Here is an 18,125-nt window from a genome sequence, read left to right as displayed (position 1 = left end):
ACTTGGCCGTGGACTGCCGCGCCTCCATGGAGACGCGGCAGTCCTGATCCGTTGGCCAGCCGCCTCAGCGCTTCGGACCGAAGCCGGGATACGGGTTGAGTGGCACCAGGGCGGTGATGTCCATCATGCCGGCCTTTACCAGTGGCAAGGTGGCGAGGTGGCCGCGCGCCTCGGCATCGCTGGCGGCTTCCAGCATCATGCCGCTGCCCGGGATGTCGCCACGGTTCCACACCTGGCGCACGGCACCGTCGGCATAGAGGGTGCGGCGCTGCTCTGCCTCGCCGGGCAACAGCGGGGCGAAATCGGCATCGGCGAATTTTTCGGTGTTGCGGGTGAGAAGGGCAAAGAACTGCATGGCGGTCTCCTTTTTTCGGCGGTTGATGACAGAAGCTATCGCGCTGACTAGTCAGACTGTCCAAGACTGATTAGATTAAAGTTGAGACCAAAAAGGACTTTATTTTCAAAAACGATGTTTGACCTTCGCCAGCTCCGCTATTTCGTCGCCGTCGCCGAGGCCGGCAATGTCGGCCGTGCCGCCGAACTGCTGCATATCTCGCAGTCGCCGCTCAGCCGCCAGATCATGCAGCTCGAGGAACAGCTCGGCGTCACCTTGTTCGAGCGGGCAAGACAGCGGGTCCATCTCAATGCCGAGGGGCGTGCCTTCCTCACCGAGGCGCGTGCTTTGCTGGCCAATGCACGGCGCCTGGAAGAGCTTGGCCGCGATCTGGCCAGCGGCGCTGTCGGCCGGCTTGCCATCGGCTATGTCGAGGGCGCGGTGCATGCCGGACTGGTCGCGGGGATGCTGCGCCAGTTCCGCCGTGATCGGCCCGATTTTCACCTGCGGCTGACGAGCGCTCGGTCGGCAGCGCAGCTGGACGGCTTGCGGCAGCGTTCACTCGATCTGGGTTTCGTCTATTCGCCCGCAGTTGCCGACGATCCTGATATCGCCAGCCTGCTGCTGCGCCGCGAGCCGCTGGTTCTGGCCATTCCGGAAGGCGATTCACTCGTGGATGTTGCCGATATCCAGCCGCGCCACCTCGACGGCCGCACCTGGATCACAGTCGTGCGCCAGCCCGACGACACCAACCGAGGCCTGTTCCTGGCCGCTTGCGCCAAAGCGGGCTTCCTGCCCGACATTGTCTATGAGACGGCCGATCCGTTGACGTCGCTGGGATTGGTCAGCGCCGGGCTGGGCCTGGCCACGGTGCAGGCCAGCCTGCGCGCCTCAGCCCCGCCTGAGGTCGTCTTTCGCGACCTGCCGTGGTTCGAACGCACCGTGTCGATCCACCTGGCGTGGCGGCGGCATGACCAGCGTGCGGTGATTGCCGCCTTGCGGCAAGCGGTTCAAAGGGTAGGGCAGTAGGGCAGTAGGGCAGTAGGGCAGTAGGGCAGTAGGGCAGTAGGGCGCGCCGTTCTCGGCAGGTCTCTCTACAGCTTGTCGATGACCGACTGCACGCCTTCAGTTGGAGCATCGACCGAAGAGCCGGCCACCATGATGGCGGCGACGATGGCTTCTGGATCGTTGACCACCAGCGGCTTGACCCGCTGTGCCGTGTGAATGAAGCCCTCGGCCGTCATGTGATCAAGCAGCGCCAGCATCGGATCCCAGAAGCCGCCGACATTGCCGAAGACGATTGGCTTGCGGTGATGGCCAAGCTGCGCCCAGGTCATGACCTCGACGATCTCCTCGACCGTGCCGATGCCACCTGGCAGCGCCACAAAGGCGTCGGATTTCTCAAACATCTTGTGTTTGCGCTCGTGCATGTTGTCGGTGATCACGAGCTCGTCGAGCCGGTCAAGCGCGGTTTCGGTTGCCTCCCTGTTGATTAGGAAGCGGGGAATGATGCCGGTCACCTTGCCGCCGGCCCGCAACGCACCTTCGGCGACGGCGCCCATGATGCCCTTGGTGCCGCCGCCATAGATCAGCCGCAAGCCGGCGCGCGCGATCGAGCGCCCGAGCAGGTGTCCGGCTTTGATATAGATTTCATCGCGGCCCGGAGACGAGCCGCAGTAGACGCAGACGGATCGAATCGTGTTCATGCAACTGATCGATGATGGGTTTCGTAATTAAAGGTCATGGACCAGATTTATGAGTTCAGGACCGAGGTCAAGCCCGGGCGGGCTTTTTCTTGTCGGCTTTGGCAAAACAGGCTAGACCGGCATTAGGTGGCTAAGGGGTGGGTAAATATATGGCGATCAATCCATTGAAGGCGTTTTTGTTCGCGGCGGGTGGGTCCGTGGCCGCGGCAGGAACTGCCTATGTGTCGGGCGCACTCGACCCGTATCTCAATCACACGCCGCCGGCGGAAGTGGCGGCATTGACACCTCCTGCGGCTCCGAAGCCGGCTGACCCCGGCACGGAAGCGAGGTTGCCGCCCGCGGCTGTACCGGCTGCTCCCGCGGCAGTGCCGCAAGCGACGGCTCCAGCCACGCCTGGCGCCGATGCGGCTGCTCCAGCCGCGCCGGCTGTGGCTGCGCCCGCCGCTGCTGGTCCAACCCTGCCGAGTTTCGATGTGGTGCGTGTTGAGGGTAACGGCTCGATCGTCGTTGCCGGCAATGCAGCGCCAAATTCAAAGGTTGAAATACTCAACGGCACGACCGTGCTTGGCTCGACGGTCGCAGGCCCCGATGGCGCCTTTGTCATCGTCCTCGATGACCCGCTGAAGCCTGGTGACTACACAATTGCCCTGCGCTCGACGACCGGCGCTGTCGTTACCGCTTCGGCACAGGCCGCTGTTGTCTCCGTTCCGGCAAATCCTGCCGGCCAGGTGCTTGCCATGGTCGAAGAGCCAGGCAAGCCGGCCGAATTGTTGACTGTTCCGGCACCAGAGACCAAACCAGCGGCACCTGCTGCCGGCGACCAGGCCGCCGCTCCCGCTGCTCCGGCCGCAGAAGCGCCTGCCGTCGCTGCGGCACCGGCCGCCCCTGCTGCAACCACACCGGCGCCGGCCGTTGTCGAAGCCGCGCCTGCGCCGGCTCCGACGGCGCCAGCGGTGTCAGCCGCACCCGCTGCGGAACCCAAGATCGTCGTCGAGGCAGTCGAGATCGACGGCAACAAGATTTTCGTCGCCGGTCTGGCCGATGCGGGCCGCAAGGTGCGCGCCTATGCCAATGACATCCTGCTGGGCGATGCGCAGACATCGCCGGACGGCCATTTTTTGGTCGAAGCAACACGCGACATTCCGGTTGGCAGCTATACTATCCATGTCGATGGCCTCGATGCCGACGGCGTGAAGGTAGTCGCCCGCGCGGCTGTTCCCTTCGAACGCGAGCCGGGAGAAGCAGTCGCCGCCGTGGCGCCGGCCGCGCCAAAGCCCGCTGAAGCAAAACCGGCTGAACCGGCGGCGCCCGCTGCGGCGGCAGCACCTGCCGCGCCGGCGCCTGCCGCGCCCGCCGTTGTCGCCGCCGCTCCCGCTGCACCGGCTGTGGCTGCACCAGCTGCCGAGACTGCACCTCCTGCGGCACCTGCGGTGGCCGAAGCGCCGGCCGTGGTGGCGGCAGCGACGCCGCCATCCGATGTGCCGGAGACAATGGCACCGAAGCTTGAACATGCCGACGGCGCCGTCATCATCCGCCGCAATGATACGCTTTGGCGCATTTCGCGGCGCGTTTATGGCCACGGCGTACGCTATTCGACCATCTATCTTGCCAACCAGGATCAGATCACCGATCCCGACCGGATCTGGCCGGGGCAGGTGTTCAAGGTTCCGGAAAAGTCGAAGGAAGGCGAAGCCGCCGACCTCAAGGCAATGGGCGACCAGGCGACGACCGCGCCGACCAAGACCCAGTAAAAGCCGGCTCTGCCCATCCGGGCAGGTTGCGGTGTATCAGTTCATCGTCTATCGCCGATAGACGATGAACGCTCCGTTGAGTCCAGATTACAAACTATGCAACGCCGCTGACAGCAAGTCTGTCGCCGCGAAGCTTGCCGCGCTGTCGCACCCGACGCGCATCGAAATCCTGAAACACCTCTCTGCCAGCCAGTCCTGCTGCTGCCGTGAGGTCGTCGATCATCTCGACCTCGCGCAATCCACCGTTTCCCAACACCTGAAGATCCTGGTTGAAGCCGGGCTGGTTCGCTTCGCGCCGGACCGCCAGCGCTCGCGCTATGAGGTCGATCACGCGGCACTTGCAGGCGTTTCCGCCTCGCTCAACGCACTCGTCAATTCCTGCTGCTCCGGCTGCTGACCCTCTCACCCAAAAGGCAAGAAAAGTGGCCGACAAAACCGTTTCCGCCGAATCCGGCTCGACCTTCAAGACATTGCTCAATCTGTGGCCCTACATGTGGCCGGCCGATCGTGCTGATCTGAGGGCGCGGGTCACCTGGGCAACTCTGCTTCTGGTCGTTGCCAAGCTGACCCTGGTCGCCGGCCCGTATTTCTTCAAATGGGCAACGGACGCGCTTGCCGGCGATGCCAAATCCGTGCCGCCGCTGCCTTCTTTCCTGCTGGCGCCGGTCATGCTGGTTGTCGCCTACAATGTCGTGCGGCTGGTGCAGCTCGGCTTCAACCAGCTGCGCGACGCGTTGTTTGCCCGCGTTGGCCAATATGCGGTACGCCAGCTTGCTTTCCGCACCTTCGTCCACATGCATCAACTCTCGCTGCGCTTTCACCTCGAACGGCGCACTGGCGGTCTGTCGCGCATCATCGAGCGCGGCACCAAGGGCATCGAGACGATCGTGCGTTTCATCATGCTCAACACCGCGCCGACCATTCTTGAATTCGCGCTGACCACCGGCATTTTTGCCTATACCTATGGCTGGAAATATGTGGTCGTCGTCGCGGTGACCGTCTGGATATATGTCTGGTTCACTGTCAGGGCGAGTGACTGGCGCATCTCGATCCGCCGCGACATGAATGACAGCGACACTGACGCCAACACCAAGGCGATCGACTCCCTGCTCAACTTCGAGACGGTCAAGTATTTCAACAACGAGGCCATGGAGGCCGAGCGCTTCGACCGCTCAATGGCGCGCTACGAAATATCGGCGACGAGAATCTGGACTTCGCTCGGATGGCTGAATTTCGGCCAGGGCATCATCTTCGGCATCGGCACCGTGGTCGTCATGTGCATGTCGGCGCTGGAAGTGCAGGCCGGCACCCAGACGGTCGGCGATTTTGTCTTCATCAACGCCATGCTGGTGCAGCTTTCGGTGCCGCTCAACTTCATCGGTTTCATCTACCGTGAAATCCGCCAGGGCCTGACCGACATCGAGCAGATGTTCGATCTGCTCGACGTGCCGCAGGAGATTGTCGACAAACCGGACGCCAAGCCCCTGGCGGTCAGCGCCGGCAAGGTCGAGTTCCGCGACGTGCATTTCTCCTACGATCCCAACCGCAAGATCCTGAAGGGTGTCAGCTTCGAGGTGCCGGCGGGCAAGACGGTCGCCATTGTCGGACCGTCCGGGGCGGGCAAATCGACCATCTCGCGGCTGCTGTTCCGCTTTTACGATATCCAGGGCGGCGCGGTGCTGATCGATGGCCAGGACGTGCGCGACGTCACGCAGGAGAGCCTGCGCGGCGCGATCGGCATGGTGCCGCAGGACACGGTGCTGTTCAACGACACCATCGCCTACAACATCCGCTACGGCCGCATCGATGCCAGCGAAGAGGAGATGCGCAAGGCAGCCGAACTGGCCCAGATCGGGCCGTTCATCGAGCGGCTGCCCGATGGGTACAAATCCATGGTCGGCGAGCGTGGCCTGAAACTGTCAGGGGGTGAAAAGCAGCGCGTGGCGATCGCCCGCACCATCCTGAAAGCGCCGCCGATCCTGATGCTGGACGAGGCCACCTCGGCGCTCGACAGCCACACCGAGCAGGAAATCCAGGCAGCGCTAGACCTGGTCAGCCGCGGCCGCACCACGATCGTCATCGCCCACCGCTTGTCGACGGTGATCACAGCGGACGAGATCATCGTGCTGCAGGATGGCCAGATCGCCGAGCGCGGCACCCATGCCGAACTCATGCACAAGCATGGCCTCTACGCCTCGATGTGGGACCGCCAGCGTGAAGCGACCGAGGCAGAGGAGCGGCTGCGCATCGCCCGCGAAGGCGATGAGCTTGGCGTGATCGTGCGCCGGCGCACGTCGGAGGTTTCGTAGCGCTGCAGCCTAGGGCCAGCCAACGCCAGGGGCCGGCGCTTCGACGCTCAGCACCTGGCCGGTGCGGGCCTCGCTCATCATGTGCTCGAAGCCGCGCCACTCGGCGGCGACGATGAACAGTGTTTTTCCGTCAGCGCCGCCCATCATGCAGGCAAAGCAGCCGCGATCGACGTCGACGGTCTGCAGCACGTCGCCACCTTCCATCACCCGAACGCAGCGTTTGTTGGGCACGTCTGCATACCAGCAAGCGCCCTCGGCATCGAGGCAGATACCATCGGGATAGCCGTCGAGGTCTGCCCACGCCCGCCGGTTGGCGAGGCTGCCGTCAGCGGCAATGTCGAAGGCCGTCAGCCGGTTGCCGTGCGATTCGGCGATGATCAGCGTGTTGTTGTCGGCGGTGATCGCCATGCCGTTGGCGAAGGCGATGTTTTCAGCGACTTGCCGAATGCTGCCGTCCTTGGCCACCAGCGCGATCGTGCCGGGACCGAAGAACTGGCCGGGGGGCGGGGTCGGCCCGCCGCCATTGACATAGATGTTGCCGCGCCCGTCGACGACGATCTCGTTCCAGGGCTGTTTCGACAGGACGCGCAGATCGGCGTGGGTGGCGAGAGAGCCATCCGCCTCCTGGCGCAGCAAAAGCCCTTCGCGCCCCGAAACAACCAGCAACCGGCCATCCGGAAGCCAGTCGATGGAGTAGGGGATGGTGGTCGGCACGCTGAGCATGACCTCGCTTGTGCCGTTCGCATCCACGGCGACGATCTCGCCGGAGCCCCAGTTAGCGAGCCACAGCCGCCCCTCATGCCATCGTGGTGATTCTCCGAAGGCAAGGCCTGTCGTGATGACTTGCGCCCTGTTCCGTGACGATTTCTGCATGGTCCCACAGCCTCCAAGTTGCGCGCATCATCGCCTTTTTCGGGATCGCATGAAGCGCTGTCTTGCCAAGGACGGTCGAGGCGTTGTCGCGCCGACAGGCACGGCTATTGTTTTTCAGTCAGGAAGAAATTGCCGTCGGCGTGGCCGTTGGCGCCGCATGAGGGCGGTTCGGTGCGGCCTTCCTTGCCTTCGCCGCTCTGCTCGACGACGAGTTGGTCGCCGTTACGGCGGAAGGTGAAGACAAAGCCCGTCGGCTTGTCGTCATCATCTGTGTCGACCAGGCGCAATTGCTTGCCCTGCTTGACCGTATCGCCGATGTCGCATGTTCCGCTGCCCGACACCGGATTGGCGACATCTTCCGAGATTTCCAGTTTTCCAGCGTCGCCCGCCTTGATCTCGACTCTGCCGCGAATGCTGCTCCACGTGCCGATGAAACCGGTATTCGTTGGCTTGCGGATACTGGCGAGGAAGGTGGCGCGGTCACGCAGGAATTCGCCGAGATCGAAATTCTGCTCGTCCTTCGGCGTGTTCTCGTTGAACCCGGCGATCTCGTCGCGGTATTGCGTGAAGTCACGCTGATCGTCGCGCAAGGCCTTGCCGGCAACAGGGTCGAGCATTTTCAGCGCGGCCGCGTAGTTTTTGGCGACATCGGCGTCAGCCAGGGCCAAGGCGGTGTCGGCGCATATGGCTTTTTCGGCCACACTGGTGGCCTTGGCGCAGTCGAAGGATGGCTTGGCTTGTGCGAGCGCACCGCCACAGGATGCGAGCACCAAAATGATCGCGGCGAAGCCCGCCGGTTTCATTGACCTTGGCGAAGACAAGCATCTTGGCGAAGACAGGCGGCTCGTCATGAAGTCCTCTTTCAAGGCTGGGGCTGATCGGCTCGCCTGAGTTTTGACGTCAACAATTCGCACGGATTGGCAACCGCGTCACCGTCACAAGCACGTGACGACGGGCGTACAGGCCAGCGGGAGCCGTTGGCCATGCGACGACCCGTATGACCGCTTCCGTTGTTCTGCATGATTGTCGCGTTGCGGCGGTAAGTCGTTTCCGATAGACAGGCCCCACCTGAAACGGAGCCCGCCCCAGCCCGATGAGCCTCGTCGACTCAATCAAAAACGCGTTCGTTCCGATCCATCGCGAGGGCTATCCGTTCATCGCCGCCTTTGGCGCGGCAACTCTTTTCCTAGGTTATTTCTCGTCGATCCTGTTCTGGATCGGCCTCATCCTGACCGCATGGTGCGTCTATTTCTACCGCGACCCCGAGCGGGTGACGCCGGTCGATGACCGCCTGGTGGTGAGTCCGGCGGATGGCATCATATCGGCGGTCGGCCCGGCCGTGCCACCGCGCGAACTTGGTCTCGGCAGCGGTGAAATGACACGTATCTCGGTGTTCATGAACGTCTTTTCCTGCCATGTGAACCGCGCTCCGGTGCGCGGCAAGATTTCCCGTATCGAGCATCGGCCTGGAAAGTTCCTCAACGCCGAACTCGACAAGGCCAGCACCGAGAACGAACGCAATGGCCTCGTCATCGAGAGCCCCAACGGCACGGTTGCCGCCGTGCAGATCGCCGGCCTGGTGGCGCGGCGTATCGTCTGCTGGGCCGAGGCCGGCGGTTCGATCGCCATCGGCGAGCGTTTTGGCCTGATCCGCTTCGGTTCCCGCGTCGACGTCTTCCTGCCGGTAGCAGCGACGCCGCGCGTCGCCGTCGGCCAGACGGCGGTTGCCGGTGAAACCGTGCTGGCCGAATTCGGCGGTATTGCCGGTACGCCCCTCGTGCGGATTTCCTGACCGGTGGGCACCCAGTACAAAAAATTCGAAGCTCATGGCAGCGGCGGCCCGCGCATCCGCGAAATTCCGATGCGCATGGTGCTGCCAAATCTCGTCACCGTGCTTGCCATCTGTGCCGGCCTGTCCGGCATCCGCTTCGGCTTCGAGGGCCGTTTCGAACCTGCGGTGGTGATGGTGCTGCTTGCCGCATTCCTTGACGGCATCGACGGCCGTCTGGCGCGGATGCTGAAGGCGACTTCCAAATTCGGCGCGCAGATGGATTCGCTGGCCGATATCGTCAATTTTGGCGTGGCGCCGGCTCTCGTGCTTTATGCCTTCCTGCTCGACCGCGCCGGCTCGCCGGGCTGGATCGCAGCACTTCTGTTCGCCATCGCCTGTGGTCTGCGGCTGGCCCGTTTCAACGTGCTCGACGAGGAAACCGATCGTCCGGCCTGGCAGTCCGAATATTTCGTCGGCGTGCCGGCGCCCGCGGGCGCCGTTTTGGTCATGCTGCCGCTCTATCTCTATTTCCTGCGGCTTGGCGTCGAACCCGGCCGGCCGGCCGCCTTTGTCGCCACCGGCTTCACCGTGCTGGTCGCCTTCCTGCTGGTCAGCAGACTGCCGGTCTATTCCGGCAAAAGCTTCAAGATACCGGGCGACAAGGTGCTGCCGATCATCCTTGGCGTCGTTCTCTACATTCTTCTGCTGATGACCTATCCCTGGTACACGCTGACCGCTTCGGTCGCGGGATACCTGATCTTCCTGCCGTTCAGCGTGCGCGCCTATTCCAAGCGCGCCAAGCGAGAAGGTGAGAAGGTCCCGCCTTCGGATATCGGTTAAGCAAGCCCGCCGAAGCCTTTGATCCGACTCAGGCCGCCACGCTCAGCCCCAGCTTGTCGATCGCCAGCTTGCGGGTCGATACATAGTCGGTCTTGCCGGAGCCCAGCACCGGAATTTCCTCGACCTTGACGATGTCGTTCGGCACCATCAACTCGGCGGCTCCGGCCTGTTTGCCGAACTTGCGCAGCTCATCTGGATTGGCGTCGTCGGCGGTGGTGACCAGCACGATGCGTTCGCCCCGCCGCTTGTCGGGCACCGCCACCGCCGCGTGACGCTCTTCCGGCCACAGTGACTGTACCAGCATCTCGACCGCGCCAAGCGACACCATCTCGCCGGCGATCTTGGCAAAGCGCTTGGCCCGGCCGCGAATGGTGATGAAGCCTTCGCGGTCCACGGCGACGATGTCGCCCGTGTCGTGCCAGCCGGTCAAGGGTTGCAGTTCGCCGGGGCGGTCGGCGGTCATGTAGCCCATCATCAGGTTGGGTCCATCGAGCCACAATTGGCCGGCGTCGCTGATGCCCTCGACCGGTTCAAGCTTCATGCGCATGGCCGGCAGCAGACGGCCAACGGTGCCATCGCGGCCATGGATGGCGGTGTTGACGGCAACCACGGGCGCCGCTTCCGTAAGCCCGAACCCTTCAATGATCTCGGCCTGGAACCGCTCGCGGTAGATGCGCCGTGTTTCAGGCTTCACCGCCTCGGCACCGGCGACCACGAAGCGCAGGCTGGAAAAATCGCCGTCCTTGGCGGTCCGCGCGTAGTTGGCGAGGAACGTATCGGTGCCGAACATGATGGTCGGCCGCACCTTGCGCGCGATCTCCGGGATGATCTTGTAATGCAGCGGCGAGGGGTAGAGGAACAGTTTGACGCCGGTGACCAGCGGCAGGATGGTGCCGCCCGTCAAGCCGAACGAATGGAACACCGGCAGCACATTGAGCAGGATGTCGGCTGGCGAAATGGTGATGCGTGCTTCGGCCTGCATCGCATTGGCAAGCATGTTCTTGTGCGACAGCACGACTGCCTTCGGCGTGCCTTCCGAGCCGGAGGTGAACAGGATCACCGCCGGTTTTGTCGCATCCTGCCGCTGCAGTGGCCAGCGCCAGAAAAGGGCAGCGGCAAGTTTGTCCAGCTTGGTGACGCTGCTGCGGACATCCTCCAGCCACATAAGTTTCGCGCCGCCCTTTTCGACCGCCGCGACGATGTCGGCGATGTCCGCTTTCTCGACGAAGGCGCGCGAAGAGATGACAGTGCGGATCACGGCGGTGCGCACCGCGGCTGTCACGCTGGCCGGACCGGCGGTGTAGTTGATCATCGCTGCCACGCGGCCCGCCGACAGCAGCCCTGTGAGCGATAGAACCACGCCATTGGCGTTGGGCAGCATCAGCCCGACCGCTTCGCCCGGCGCCGTCACCGCTTCGAAGCGCCGGCCCAGTACGCGCGCACCGATGAACAGTTTTCTGTAGCTCAGCGCGCCAGAGATGACGTCCTCGATGATGGGATGGGAAGCGCCAACGCGGTCGGCGGCGTCGCGCATCGCGAGGAAAAGGCCTCGGTTGAGGTCGGTTGCGCCAAAGCGGGCTTCGGCGAAACGATCGAACAGGGCATTGGTGTTGGAGGCCTGATCCGGGTTCCTGGCCACCATCTCGCCGATCGTCATCGGCTCCAGCACGCTGATCGAAAGACTTGGAAACCAGCGGCGCGGCGCGACGTTGGCAGGCGTCAGCGACACAGGCAAGGTGCGTGCGCCGCCAACGAAGATCGGCACGATACGGGCATCGGCCTGCATGGCGATGCGGGTCACGGCACGAAACAGCCGAAACGTCTTGACGTCGGGCTCGACCGCATCGGGCAAGTAGACGGCCAGCCGGCCCTTGCCCTTCAAGACACGTACCAGCCGGCGGCTGACGAAGACATGTTCGGCATTGAAGGCGATGGTGCGGCCAAGCTCGCGCCAGGGCTCAAGCCAGGGGGCTTTGGCCGAGGCGTCGTCGAGTATATGCAGCGTGTCGTCGGGCAGCAGCGACAGCATCAGCGCCGGCTCGAAGCGCGATTGGTGTGAGATGACGTAGATGACCGGGACTTGCGCTTTACGCGCGATCTTGATGCGGTCGTCGCTGATCCGGTAGGCGAGCTTGAACGGCACGTAGAGCAACGCCTGGGTGAAGCGCAGGCCGAGGCGGAATTTTTCCGCCACGCCAATCAGCAGCCAGGCCAGGACAAGACCAGCAAGCAGCGCCAGTGTCAGGAACATGCCGCATCACTCCCAACGTTTCCAGCATCGCGGCTCTTAGCGGCCGTCTGGGCCAGAACCTAGACGATGTGGGGGCAAGGTCAATGTGGGTGGCTTTCTTCTCTCCGCAATACGTTGCCGCTGGCGGCTTCCCCGCCTAAGCTCACGGCCCACGCGGACATCAAGGGGCAAGGCGTTGGCGCGCAAGCAGGCGGATGCGACGGTGCGGGACCTGCAGTTCGCCAGGAACCTGGACTGGAATCTGCTCAAGTTCTTCCATGAGATCGCCAATGCTCGCAGCGTCACCCGGGCGGCGCGGGAGCTCAACCGTAAGCAGCCGGCGCTGAGCCTCGCCTTGCGGCGGCTGGAGGAGCGGCTGGGCGTTACGCTATGCCATCGCGGTCCGACCGGGTTCGAGCTGACCGAGGAAGGACGCATCCTGGCCGAGAGGTGCCGGGATTTCACCGGCGCCATCCGCGAGATCCCCGCTCGGCTGTCCGACGTCAAGGCGGAGATACGTGGACATCTCAGGGTCATGCTGGTCAGCAACCTGGTCGCGCCGGCCCTTGATGACGCCATCGCTGCGTTCCATGCGAAATATCCGGCCGTCGAGCTGATCGTGGAGGTGGCGGCGTGGACCGAGGTGATCAATTCGCTGATCCAGCACAAGATCGATGTGGGCATCTCGCCAGCGAGGGTCCAGCGGGCCGAGCTTGACTATCTCCATCTGTTCACCGAAATCCATCGGCCCTATTGCGGGCGTCCGCATCCGCTGTTCGGCAAGGCCGTTGCCGAACCCGCGGACCTCTCCGTGGATGCCTTCGTGCTGACCGGCGCCGACGAGGGCGACGAGCTGACCCAGTTCCGGCTCGAGTATGGGCTTGGCCGCAACATCGCCGGCATGTCCGATCATCTCGAGGAGGCCAAGCGGCTTGCGGTACTCGGCGTCGGCCTGTGTTTCCTGCCTGAGGGTTATGCGCAGCCCGATGTCGATGCGGGCCGGCTGTGGCCGCTGCTTCAGGGAAACAACGTGCCGCGCAACAACATGTTCGTGGTGACAGACCCGCAAAGCCCCGGCAACACGGCGCGAGACCTGTTCATCGCCGAGATTGTCGACCCGTCGCGGGCTGGGTGAGGGGGATAAATGCATTGATTTCGTCAATGCATCACGTTCGATCTTTGGACGTTGATGGGGGGTGGAGGCCTTTTCTATGGTTGGACATGGCGACATTGCATCGGTCTCGTTGATGCTGCCCTAGAGGCAAGGCGAGCAGCGTGTCGACCAGGGGAACAACCTCGCAAAGGGGAATCTGAGATGACCGTGCAAACTCCCATATCGCCCAGGCAGACGCTGCCGAACGAAACGCCTCCGGCCTTCGCCGACGGCGTTGAGACCATCCTGTCGGTCACAGAGGCGGACATTGCTGATTATACCGAGTCCGTGGTGCCACAATCCAAGCGGCGCTCGAATTTCCGCATGCTGGCGCAATTCCTGTCGATGCAGGCGGTGTTCGGCACCGTGCTCGTCGGTTACGGCGCGCGCTTCCAGGGCCTGACCCTTGCTGAACTGACGGTGGCGATGCTGATCGCCGCCGCCGTGATGAGCCTCTACTGCATCGGCTCGGCGAATGCCGGCGCCGTCACCGGCCAGACCCATTCGGTCATGGCGCGCAGCATCTTCGGCACACTCGGCAGCGGGCTGGTCTCGCTGCTTCTCATCGTCAACGGCATGGCCTTCTATCTGTTCACGGTGAAGTTCATCATCGACATCGCCGGCGGGCTGATGACCTTGCCGGCGGTCGGCGCCATCACAGCGCTGCTGGCCATCGTCATGATCGTCAACACCTATTTCGGCTTCGAGGGCGTACAGCGCTTCGCCCAGTTCGTCGCCGTGCCGGTGATCCTGGTGTGGGGCATCTTCGCCACCATCCTGGCCTTCACCACCGTGTCCAGCAGCGTGCTGGCGGCCGTGCCGCATGTCGACTCGAAGACCGGGATGCTCATGGTCATCGGCAGCATGGTCGGCCTGTCGACCTGGGGTAACGAGCCGGACTTCTTCCGCTATGCCAAGGCCGGACGCGCCGCGTGGTGGAACATCCCGACCATCGTCATCTCCTATCTGGTCGGCGCTCTGCTGTTCCCGATCATGGGCTACATGATCGCCGCACTGTCCAACCAGCCGGATTTCGGACCGAGCATCAGCTACTTCGTCAACTTCACCATGTTCGGCAGCGCGCTGCTCGGCATCATCGTCATCGTCATCAACCAGTGGGCGGTGCAGGATGGCAATCTCTACATCGCGGTGAACGGCGCGCAGAATGTGCTGTCGGGCATTCGCGGCTGGAAGCGCCAGTACACGGTCGTCGGCCTCGGGCTGATCGCATCGGTGCTGACCTTCTACCTGCCCAATCTGCAGGACACGTTCAACCTGACCACCAGCATCGGCTCTACCACCGTGCCGGTGGCCAGCACGATCATGGCGATCGATCTGTTCCTGCTGCCTTGGCTGTTCGGCATCAAGCGGCCGATGTTCCGGGTCGCCAACTGGAGCGAGCTTGGCATCGCCAACTGGCCGGGCGTCATCGCGCTTGCTGCCGGCACGCTGGTCGGCGTCTACACGGCCGGCCTGATCCCGGTGCTCAACAGCGACTATATCGGCTTCCCAGCCCTGCAGTCCTGGCTGACTGGCGCGGTAGTCTATCTGATCGGCGTAACGCTGGTCCACAAGCGCGCCAATGTGAAAGCGTTGCTCGGCTTCTCCAGCATCTGAACCTGAGCGTTCCGGGAGCCGGCCACGGCCCCCGGAACTCCAATCCCTCCACTCAATCAATACGTCTGTCGCGGCACCGCCGCGCATCCGGGAGGTATAGCGATGACATCCCTCGACCTGCTTATCAGGGCGCCGCGCGCCATCCTGCCCGACGGCGAAAGGGCGGTGTCGGTCGGCGTCGCCGGCGGCAGGATCGTTCGCATCGGGGCGATCGACACGCCAGCCGTCGCCGGTGAGACCGTCACGCTCGGCAACGATGCCGTGCTTCTGCCCGGCCTTGTCGACAGCCACGTGCATATCTGCGAGCCCGGCAACACCGATTGGGAAGGGTTTCTGACCGCGACCCGCGCGGCCGCTGCCGGCGGCATCACCACGCTGGTCGACATGCCGCTGGACAGCGTGCCGACGACAGTGACGCTGGAGGCGCTGGCCGCCAAGCGCGCCGCCGCCGATGGCCAGTGCCACGTCGATGTCGGCTTCTGGGGTGGCGCCATCCCCTCCAATCTCGCGGAACTGCCGAAGCTGCACGCGGCCGGCGTGCTCGGCTTCAAGTCGTTCCTGTGCGACACCGGCACCGACGACTTCCCAGGCATTACGCCAGAGCACATGGAAAGCGTGATGCGGGTGGTGGCCGGCCTTGGCTCGACCTTCATTGTTCACGCAGAGAGCGCCGAGGCATCGGCGCGGATGCCCAATGTCAGCACAAGACGCTATGCCGACTATCTGGCATCGCGGCCTAAGGGCATCGAGAACCTGTCGATTGCGCAGGTGATCGAAGCCGCGCGCGTGACCGGCGCCCGCGCTCACATCCTGCATCTGTCGAGCGCCGACGCGCTGCCGATGATCGCCTCGGCCATCGAGGACGGAGTGCGGCTCAGCGTCGAGACCTGCCCGCATTACCTCAGCCTCTGCGCCGAGGAGATCGGCAACGGCGAAACCACCGCCAAGGTCGGGCCGCCGATCCGCGAGGCACGCAACCGTGAGAAGCTGTGGGCCGGCATGGGCGAGGGCGTATTGACCATGGTCGTCTCCGATCATTCGCCGTGCAAGCCTGAGATGAAGGAACTGGTGTCAGGCGATTTCGGCGCCGCCTGGGGCGGCATCTCCTCGCTGCAGCTTGGTCTGCCGGTTGTGTGGAGCGAGGCGCGGCGGCGCGGCCATTCACTGGCCGACGTCGTCGGCTGGATGGCCGAGCGTCCGGCGCTGCTCGCCGGCCTGCCGCACAAGGGCCGGCTCGCGGTCGGCAGCGACGCGGATTTCGCGGTCTTCGCGCCCGACCTGGAATTCACCGTCGATCCGGTCCGTCTGCATCACCGCCATCCGGTGACGCCCTATGCCGGCAAGCAACTTACCGGCGTCGTCAGGGAAACCTTCCTGCGCGGTCGCCGCATCGAACTGTTCGGCCGCCCACGCGGCGCATTGATTGCTCGCGATGGCGTTGCCGCCGGCGAGATCCAAGGCTTGAAAAGGAGTGCCTGAGATGAAGATCCTGGTCGTCAACGTCAACACCAGCCAGTCGATGTCGGATGTCATCGACGAGGCCGCGAAACGCGCCGCATCGCCCGGCACCGAGATCGTCACGCTGACGCCGTTCTTCGGCGCCGAAGCGGTCGATTGCAATTTTGAAAGCTACATTTCGGCGGTCGCCGTCATGGACCGCGTACTTGCCTATGACGAGCCATTCGACGCGGTGGTGATGGCCGGCTTTGGCGAGCATGGCCGCGACGGGCTGCAGGAGTTGATCGAGCAGCCGGTGATCGAGATCTGCGAAGCCTCCGCCCACATGGCGATGATGATCGGCCGCAGCTATTCCGTGGTGACCACGCTGCAACGCTCGGTGCCGCCGATCGAGGACCGGCTGCGGCTCTCCGGCCTGTCGGACCGCTGCGCCTCGGTGCGCGCCAACGGCATGAGCACGCTGGAGGTCGACGAGGATCCGGCTGGTGCGATGCGCTCGATAGTAGAGGAAGCGCGCAAGGCGGTCGAAGTGGACCATGCCGAGGTGATCTGTCTCGGTTGCGCCGGCATGGCCGGATTGGAAGATGCCATCACTTCGGAACTCGGCGTGCCCGTCATCGACGGCGTCGCCGCCGCGGTTCGGTTCGCCGAGGCGGTGGTTGGCCTTGGCCTGAAGACCAGCAAGGTCTCGACCTATGCCAGACCGGACGCCAAGCGCATCATCGGCTGGCCGCTGTCGGAGGCCCTGGGGCTCAGGCCGCGCCCGACTGCCATCCAATCGGGCCTGCGCGTGGGAGGCCGCCGATGAACATGATCGGCAAGTCCAAAACCGATATGGCCGATGCCTATGCAATGCCCGGGCTGCAGGAGAATTTCGCCGCCGAGGTGGATCTGGCGTCGCGCTGGCTGGGCGGCAGCGTGCTGGCGGCAAGCGACGAATCCTTTGGTGAGAAGGAAAGCCTGCTGACGCCGACGCCGTCGGCCTTCGTGCCCGGCAACTACGGCCCGCGCGGCGAGATCGTCGACGGATGGGAGACAAAACGCCGGCGCGAGCCCGGCCACGACTGGGCGTTGGTGCGGCTGGGCGCGGCGGGCATCATCACCGCGGTGGATGTCGATACATCCTTCTTCACCGGCAATTTCCCCACCACTTGCCGCATCGAGGCCTGCGGTGTCGAGGGGTATCCGAGCCCGAAGGCGCTGCAATCCAGCGATACCGAATGGATCGAGATCGTGCCGCGTTCGCCGCTCAAGGGCGACACGCACAATCGCTTCGAGATATCGGACCAGCGCCGCTTCACCCATATCCGCCTCTCGGCGTTTCCAGATGGCGGCATCGCGCGGTTGCGTATTTTCGGCCATGTTGTTCCCGATCCGCGTCTCTTCGACGGGCTGACCATCGACCTTGCCAGCCAGGACCATGGAGGCCAGGTGATAACCAGCAGCGACGGCTTCTACACCTCGGCTGCGATGCTCAACCGGCCCGACAAGGCCCGCAACATGGGCGACGGCTGGGAGACGCGTCGTCGCCGCGACGATGGCAACGACCACGCCATCTTCCGGCTGGCGCTGCCGGGTTCGGTGCGGTTGGTCGAAATCGATACCGCGCATTTCAAGTACAATGCTTCAGCCGAGATCGCGCTTTACGGGGCAACCGGAGGGGCTATGTCGCAAGCCGGTTCGCTTGAATGGGCGCCGCTGCTGTCGCGCCGGCCTCTGCAGCCGGATACACGGCATGCCTTCGCTGTGCCGGCCGGCTCGCCGCCGATCTCCTTCATAAGGCTCGATGCCTTCCCTGATGGCGGCATTTCCCGCGTCAGGCTTTGGGGTTCCGTCGATCCGGCTGCCCGGCGCGATGCCGGGTATCGCTGGTTCAACGCGTTGCCAGTCGGACAGGCACGGCAAGTGCTGTCGGAGCAGGGCGGATCGACCGATCTGGCTGACCGGCTGGCCGCGGCGCGGCCGCTGGCTGCCGGTTCGTTAGCGAGCTCTACATCCGACATGGTCGCGATCAAGGCGATGCTGGACGGAAGTTGGGCTTGACCTGCCGCATCATGGATTCTGGGAGGAGAGGGACATGGCA

16 protein-coding genes are annotated in these 18,125 nt (G+C 64.0%); 11 read left to right on the top strand and 5 right to left on the bottom strand.

The window, feature by feature from the left end:
• Window positions 1–64: 64 nt before the first annotated feature.
• Window positions 65–355, bottom strand: coding sequence for a hypothetical protein (locus GA829_RS26705; protein ID WP_195175570.1), 291 nt, complete (start codon window positions 353–355; stop codon window positions 65–67).
• Window positions 356–469: 114 nt separating this feature from the next.
• Between GA829_RS26705 and GA829_RS26700 the strand changes: the two genes are divergently transcribed.
• The gene (locus tag GA829_RS26700) at window positions 470–1,363 is read left to right on the top strand and encodes a LysR substrate-binding domain-containing protein (RefSeq protein WP_195175569.1); all 894 of its coding nucleotides are present in this window, start codon (window positions 470–472) and stop codon (window positions 1,361–1,363) included.
• Window positions 1,364–1,428: 65 nt separating this feature from the next.
• Here the strand turns inward: GA829_RS26700 and GA829_RS26695 are convergent, their stop codons facing one another.
• Window positions 1,429–2,040: an LOG family protein gene (locus GA829_RS26695; protein ID WP_195175568.1), complete on the bottom strand. Its 612-nt coding sequence runs from the start codon at window positions 2,038–2,040 to the stop codon at window positions 1,429–1,431.
• A 149-nt stretch (window positions 2,041–2,189) separates the two neighbouring features.
• Between GA829_RS26695 and GA829_RS26690 the strand changes: the two genes are divergently transcribed.
• The 3 genes from GA829_RS26690 (at window position 2,190) to GA829_RS26680 (ending at window position 6,100) form a co-directional block, all read left to right on the top strand.
• Window positions 2,190–3,791 carry a LysM peptidoglycan-binding domain-containing protein gene (locus GA829_RS26690; RefSeq protein ID WP_195175567.1) on the top strand — a complete coding sequence of 534 codons (1,602 nt, stop codon included), beginning with the start codon at window positions 2,190–2,192 and terminating at the stop codon, window positions 3,789–3,791.
• Window positions 3,792–3,855: 64 nt separating this feature from the next.
• On the top strand, window positions 3,856–4,188 hold the full coding sequence (locus GA829_RS26685) for an ArsR/SmtB family transcription factor (protein WP_195175566.1): 333 nt from the start codon (window positions 3,856–3,858) through the stop codon (window positions 4,186–4,188).
• Window positions 4,189–4,213: 25 nt separating this feature from the next.
• Complete coding sequence (locus tag GA829_RS26680; RefSeq protein ID WP_195175565.1) at window positions 4,214–6,100, top strand: ABCB family ABC transporter ATP-binding protein/permease; 1,887 nt, start codon at window positions 4,214–4,216, stop codon at window positions 6,098–6,100.
• A gap of 9 nt (window positions 6,101–6,109) precedes the next feature.
• Here GA829_RS26680 and GA829_RS26675 read toward each other — a convergent pair whose 3' ends face one another.
• Both GA829_RS26675 and GA829_RS26670 read right to left on the bottom strand, forming a co-directional pair.
• On the bottom strand, window positions 6,110–6,973 hold the full coding sequence (locus GA829_RS26675; RefSeq protein WP_195175564.1) for an SMP-30/gluconolactonase/LRE family protein: 864 nt from the start codon (window positions 6,971–6,973) through the stop codon (window positions 6,110–6,112).
• A 104-nt stretch (window positions 6,974–7,077) separates the two neighbouring features.
• Complete coding sequence (locus GA829_RS26670) at window positions 7,078–7,776, bottom strand: lysozyme inhibitor LprI family protein (protein ID WP_195175563.1); 699 nt, start codon at window positions 7,774–7,776, stop codon at window positions 7,078–7,080.
• Between the two features lie 290 nt (window positions 7,777–8,066).
• Between GA829_RS26670 and GA829_RS26665 the strand changes: the two genes are divergently transcribed.
• Together GA829_RS26665 and GA829_RS26660 are read left to right on the top strand one after the other, a co-directional pair.
• Complete coding sequence (locus GA829_RS26665) at window positions 8,067–8,765, top strand: phosphatidylserine decarboxylase (RefSeq protein WP_195175562.1); 699 nt, start codon at window positions 8,067–8,069, stop codon at window positions 8,763–8,765.
• A gap of 3 nt (window positions 8,766–8,768) precedes the next feature.
• Window positions 8,769–9,584: a CDP-alcohol phosphatidyltransferase family protein gene (locus GA829_RS26660; protein ID WP_195175561.1), complete on the top strand. Its 816-nt coding sequence runs from the start codon at window positions 8,769–8,771 to the stop codon at window positions 9,582–9,584.
• 28 nt (window positions 9,585–9,612) lie between these two features.
• Here GA829_RS26660 and GA829_RS26655 read toward each other — a convergent pair whose 3' ends face one another.
• On the bottom strand, window positions 9,613–11,835 hold the full coding sequence (locus tag GA829_RS26655) for an AMP-binding protein (protein WP_195175560.1): 2,223 nt from the start codon (window positions 11,833–11,835) through the stop codon (window positions 9,613–9,615).
• A 175-nt stretch (window positions 11,836–12,010) separates the two neighbouring features.
• On the opposite strand from GA829_RS26655, the gene GA829_RS26650 reads away from it, so the two are divergent.
• From GA829_RS26650 to alc, 5 genes are all read left to right on the top strand, one after another.
• The gene (locus GA829_RS26650; RefSeq protein ID WP_195175559.1) at window positions 12,011–12,949 is read left to right on the top strand and encodes a LysR family transcriptional regulator; all 939 of its coding nucleotides are present in this window, start codon (window positions 12,011–12,013) and stop codon (window positions 12,947–12,949) included.
• Window positions 12,950–13,129: 180 nt separating this feature from the next.
• Window positions 13,130–14,584: a purine-cytosine permease family protein gene (locus tag GA829_RS26645; RefSeq protein WP_195175558.1), complete on the top strand. Its 1,455-nt coding sequence runs from the start codon at window positions 13,130–13,132 to the stop codon at window positions 14,582–14,584.
• A gap of 102 nt (window positions 14,585–14,686) precedes the next feature.
• Entirely contained in the window at window positions 14,687–16,063 is a 1,377-nt protein-coding gene (gene allB / locus GA829_RS26640; RefSeq protein ID WP_195175557.1) for an allantoinase AllB, read from the top strand.
• Between the two features lies 1 nt (window position 16,064).
• A complete protein-coding gene (locus GA829_RS26635; RefSeq protein WP_219738833.1) occupies window positions 16,065–16,850 on the top strand; it encodes an aspartate/glutamate racemase family protein in 786 nt (261 codons plus the stop codon).
• Window positions 16,847–18,085, top strand: coding sequence for an allantoicase (gene alc, locus GA829_RS26630; protein ID WP_210337697.1), 1,239 nt, complete (start codon window positions 16,847–16,849; stop codon window positions 18,083–18,085). Before GA829_RS26635 ends, alc begins: the two co-directional genes overlap by 4 nt.
• Window positions 18,086–18,125 lie beyond the last annotated feature (40 nt).

This window comes from Mesorhizobium sp. INR15 (assembly GCF_015500075.1).
GTDB lineage: Bacteria > Pseudomonadota > Alphaproteobacteria > Rhizobiales > Rhizobiaceae > Mesorhizobium.
Note: the sequence above shows the minus strand (reverse complement) of the source record. Positions and strands in the feature narration are given on the sequence as shown.

Bases quoted from the DNA above. Each gene is read 5' to 3' on its own strand.
- GA829_RS26705 (WP_195175570.1), bottom strand. From the start codon at position 355: ATGCAGTTCTTTGCCCTTCTCACCCGCAACACCGAAAAATTCGCCGAT.
- GA829_RS26655 (WP_195175560.1), bottom strand. From the start codon at position 11,835: ATGTTCCTGACACTGGCGCTGCTTGCTGGTCTTGTCCTGGCCTGGCTG.
- GA829_RS26665 (WP_195175562.1), top strand. From the start codon at position 8,067: ATGAGCCTCGTCGACTCAATCAAAAACGCGTTCGTTCCGATCCATCGC.
- GA829_RS26635 (WP_219738833.1), top strand. From the start codon at position 16,065: ATGAAGATCCTGGTCGTCAACGTCAACACCAGCCAGTCGATGTCGGAT.
- GA829_RS26700 (WP_195175569.1), top strand. From the start codon at position 470: ATGTTTGACCTTCGCCAGCTCCGCTATTTCGTCGCCGTCGCCGAGGCC.
- alc (WP_210337697.1), top strand. From the start codon at position 16,847: ATGAACATGATCGGCAAGTCCAAAACCGATATGGCCGATGCCTATGCA.
- allB (WP_195175557.1), top strand. From the start codon at position 14,687: ATGACATCCCTCGACCTGCTTATCAGGGCGCCGCGCGCCATCCTGCCC.
- GA829_RS26690 (WP_195175567.1), top strand. From the start codon at position 2,190: ATGGCGATCAATCCATTGAAGGCGTTTTTGTTCGCGGCGGGTGGGTCC.
- GA829_RS26675 (WP_195175564.1), bottom strand. From the start codon at position 6,973: ATGCAGAAATCGTCACGGAACAGGGCGCAAGTCATCACGACAGGCCTT.
- GA829_RS26645 (WP_195175558.1), top strand. From the start codon at position 13,130: ATGACCGTGCAAACTCCCATATCGCCCAGGCAGACGCTGCCGAACGAA.
- GA829_RS26695 (WP_195175568.1), bottom strand. From the start codon at position 2,040: ATGAACACGATTCGATCCGTCTGCGTCTACTGCGGCTCGTCTCCGGGC.
- GA829_RS26685 (WP_195175566.1), top strand. From the start codon at position 3,856: ATGAACGCTCCGTTGAGTCCAGATTACAAACTATGCAACGCCGCTGAC.
- GA829_RS26670 (WP_195175563.1), bottom strand. From the start codon at position 7,776: ATGAAACCGGCGGGCTTCGCCGCGATCATTTTGGTGCTCGCATCCTGT.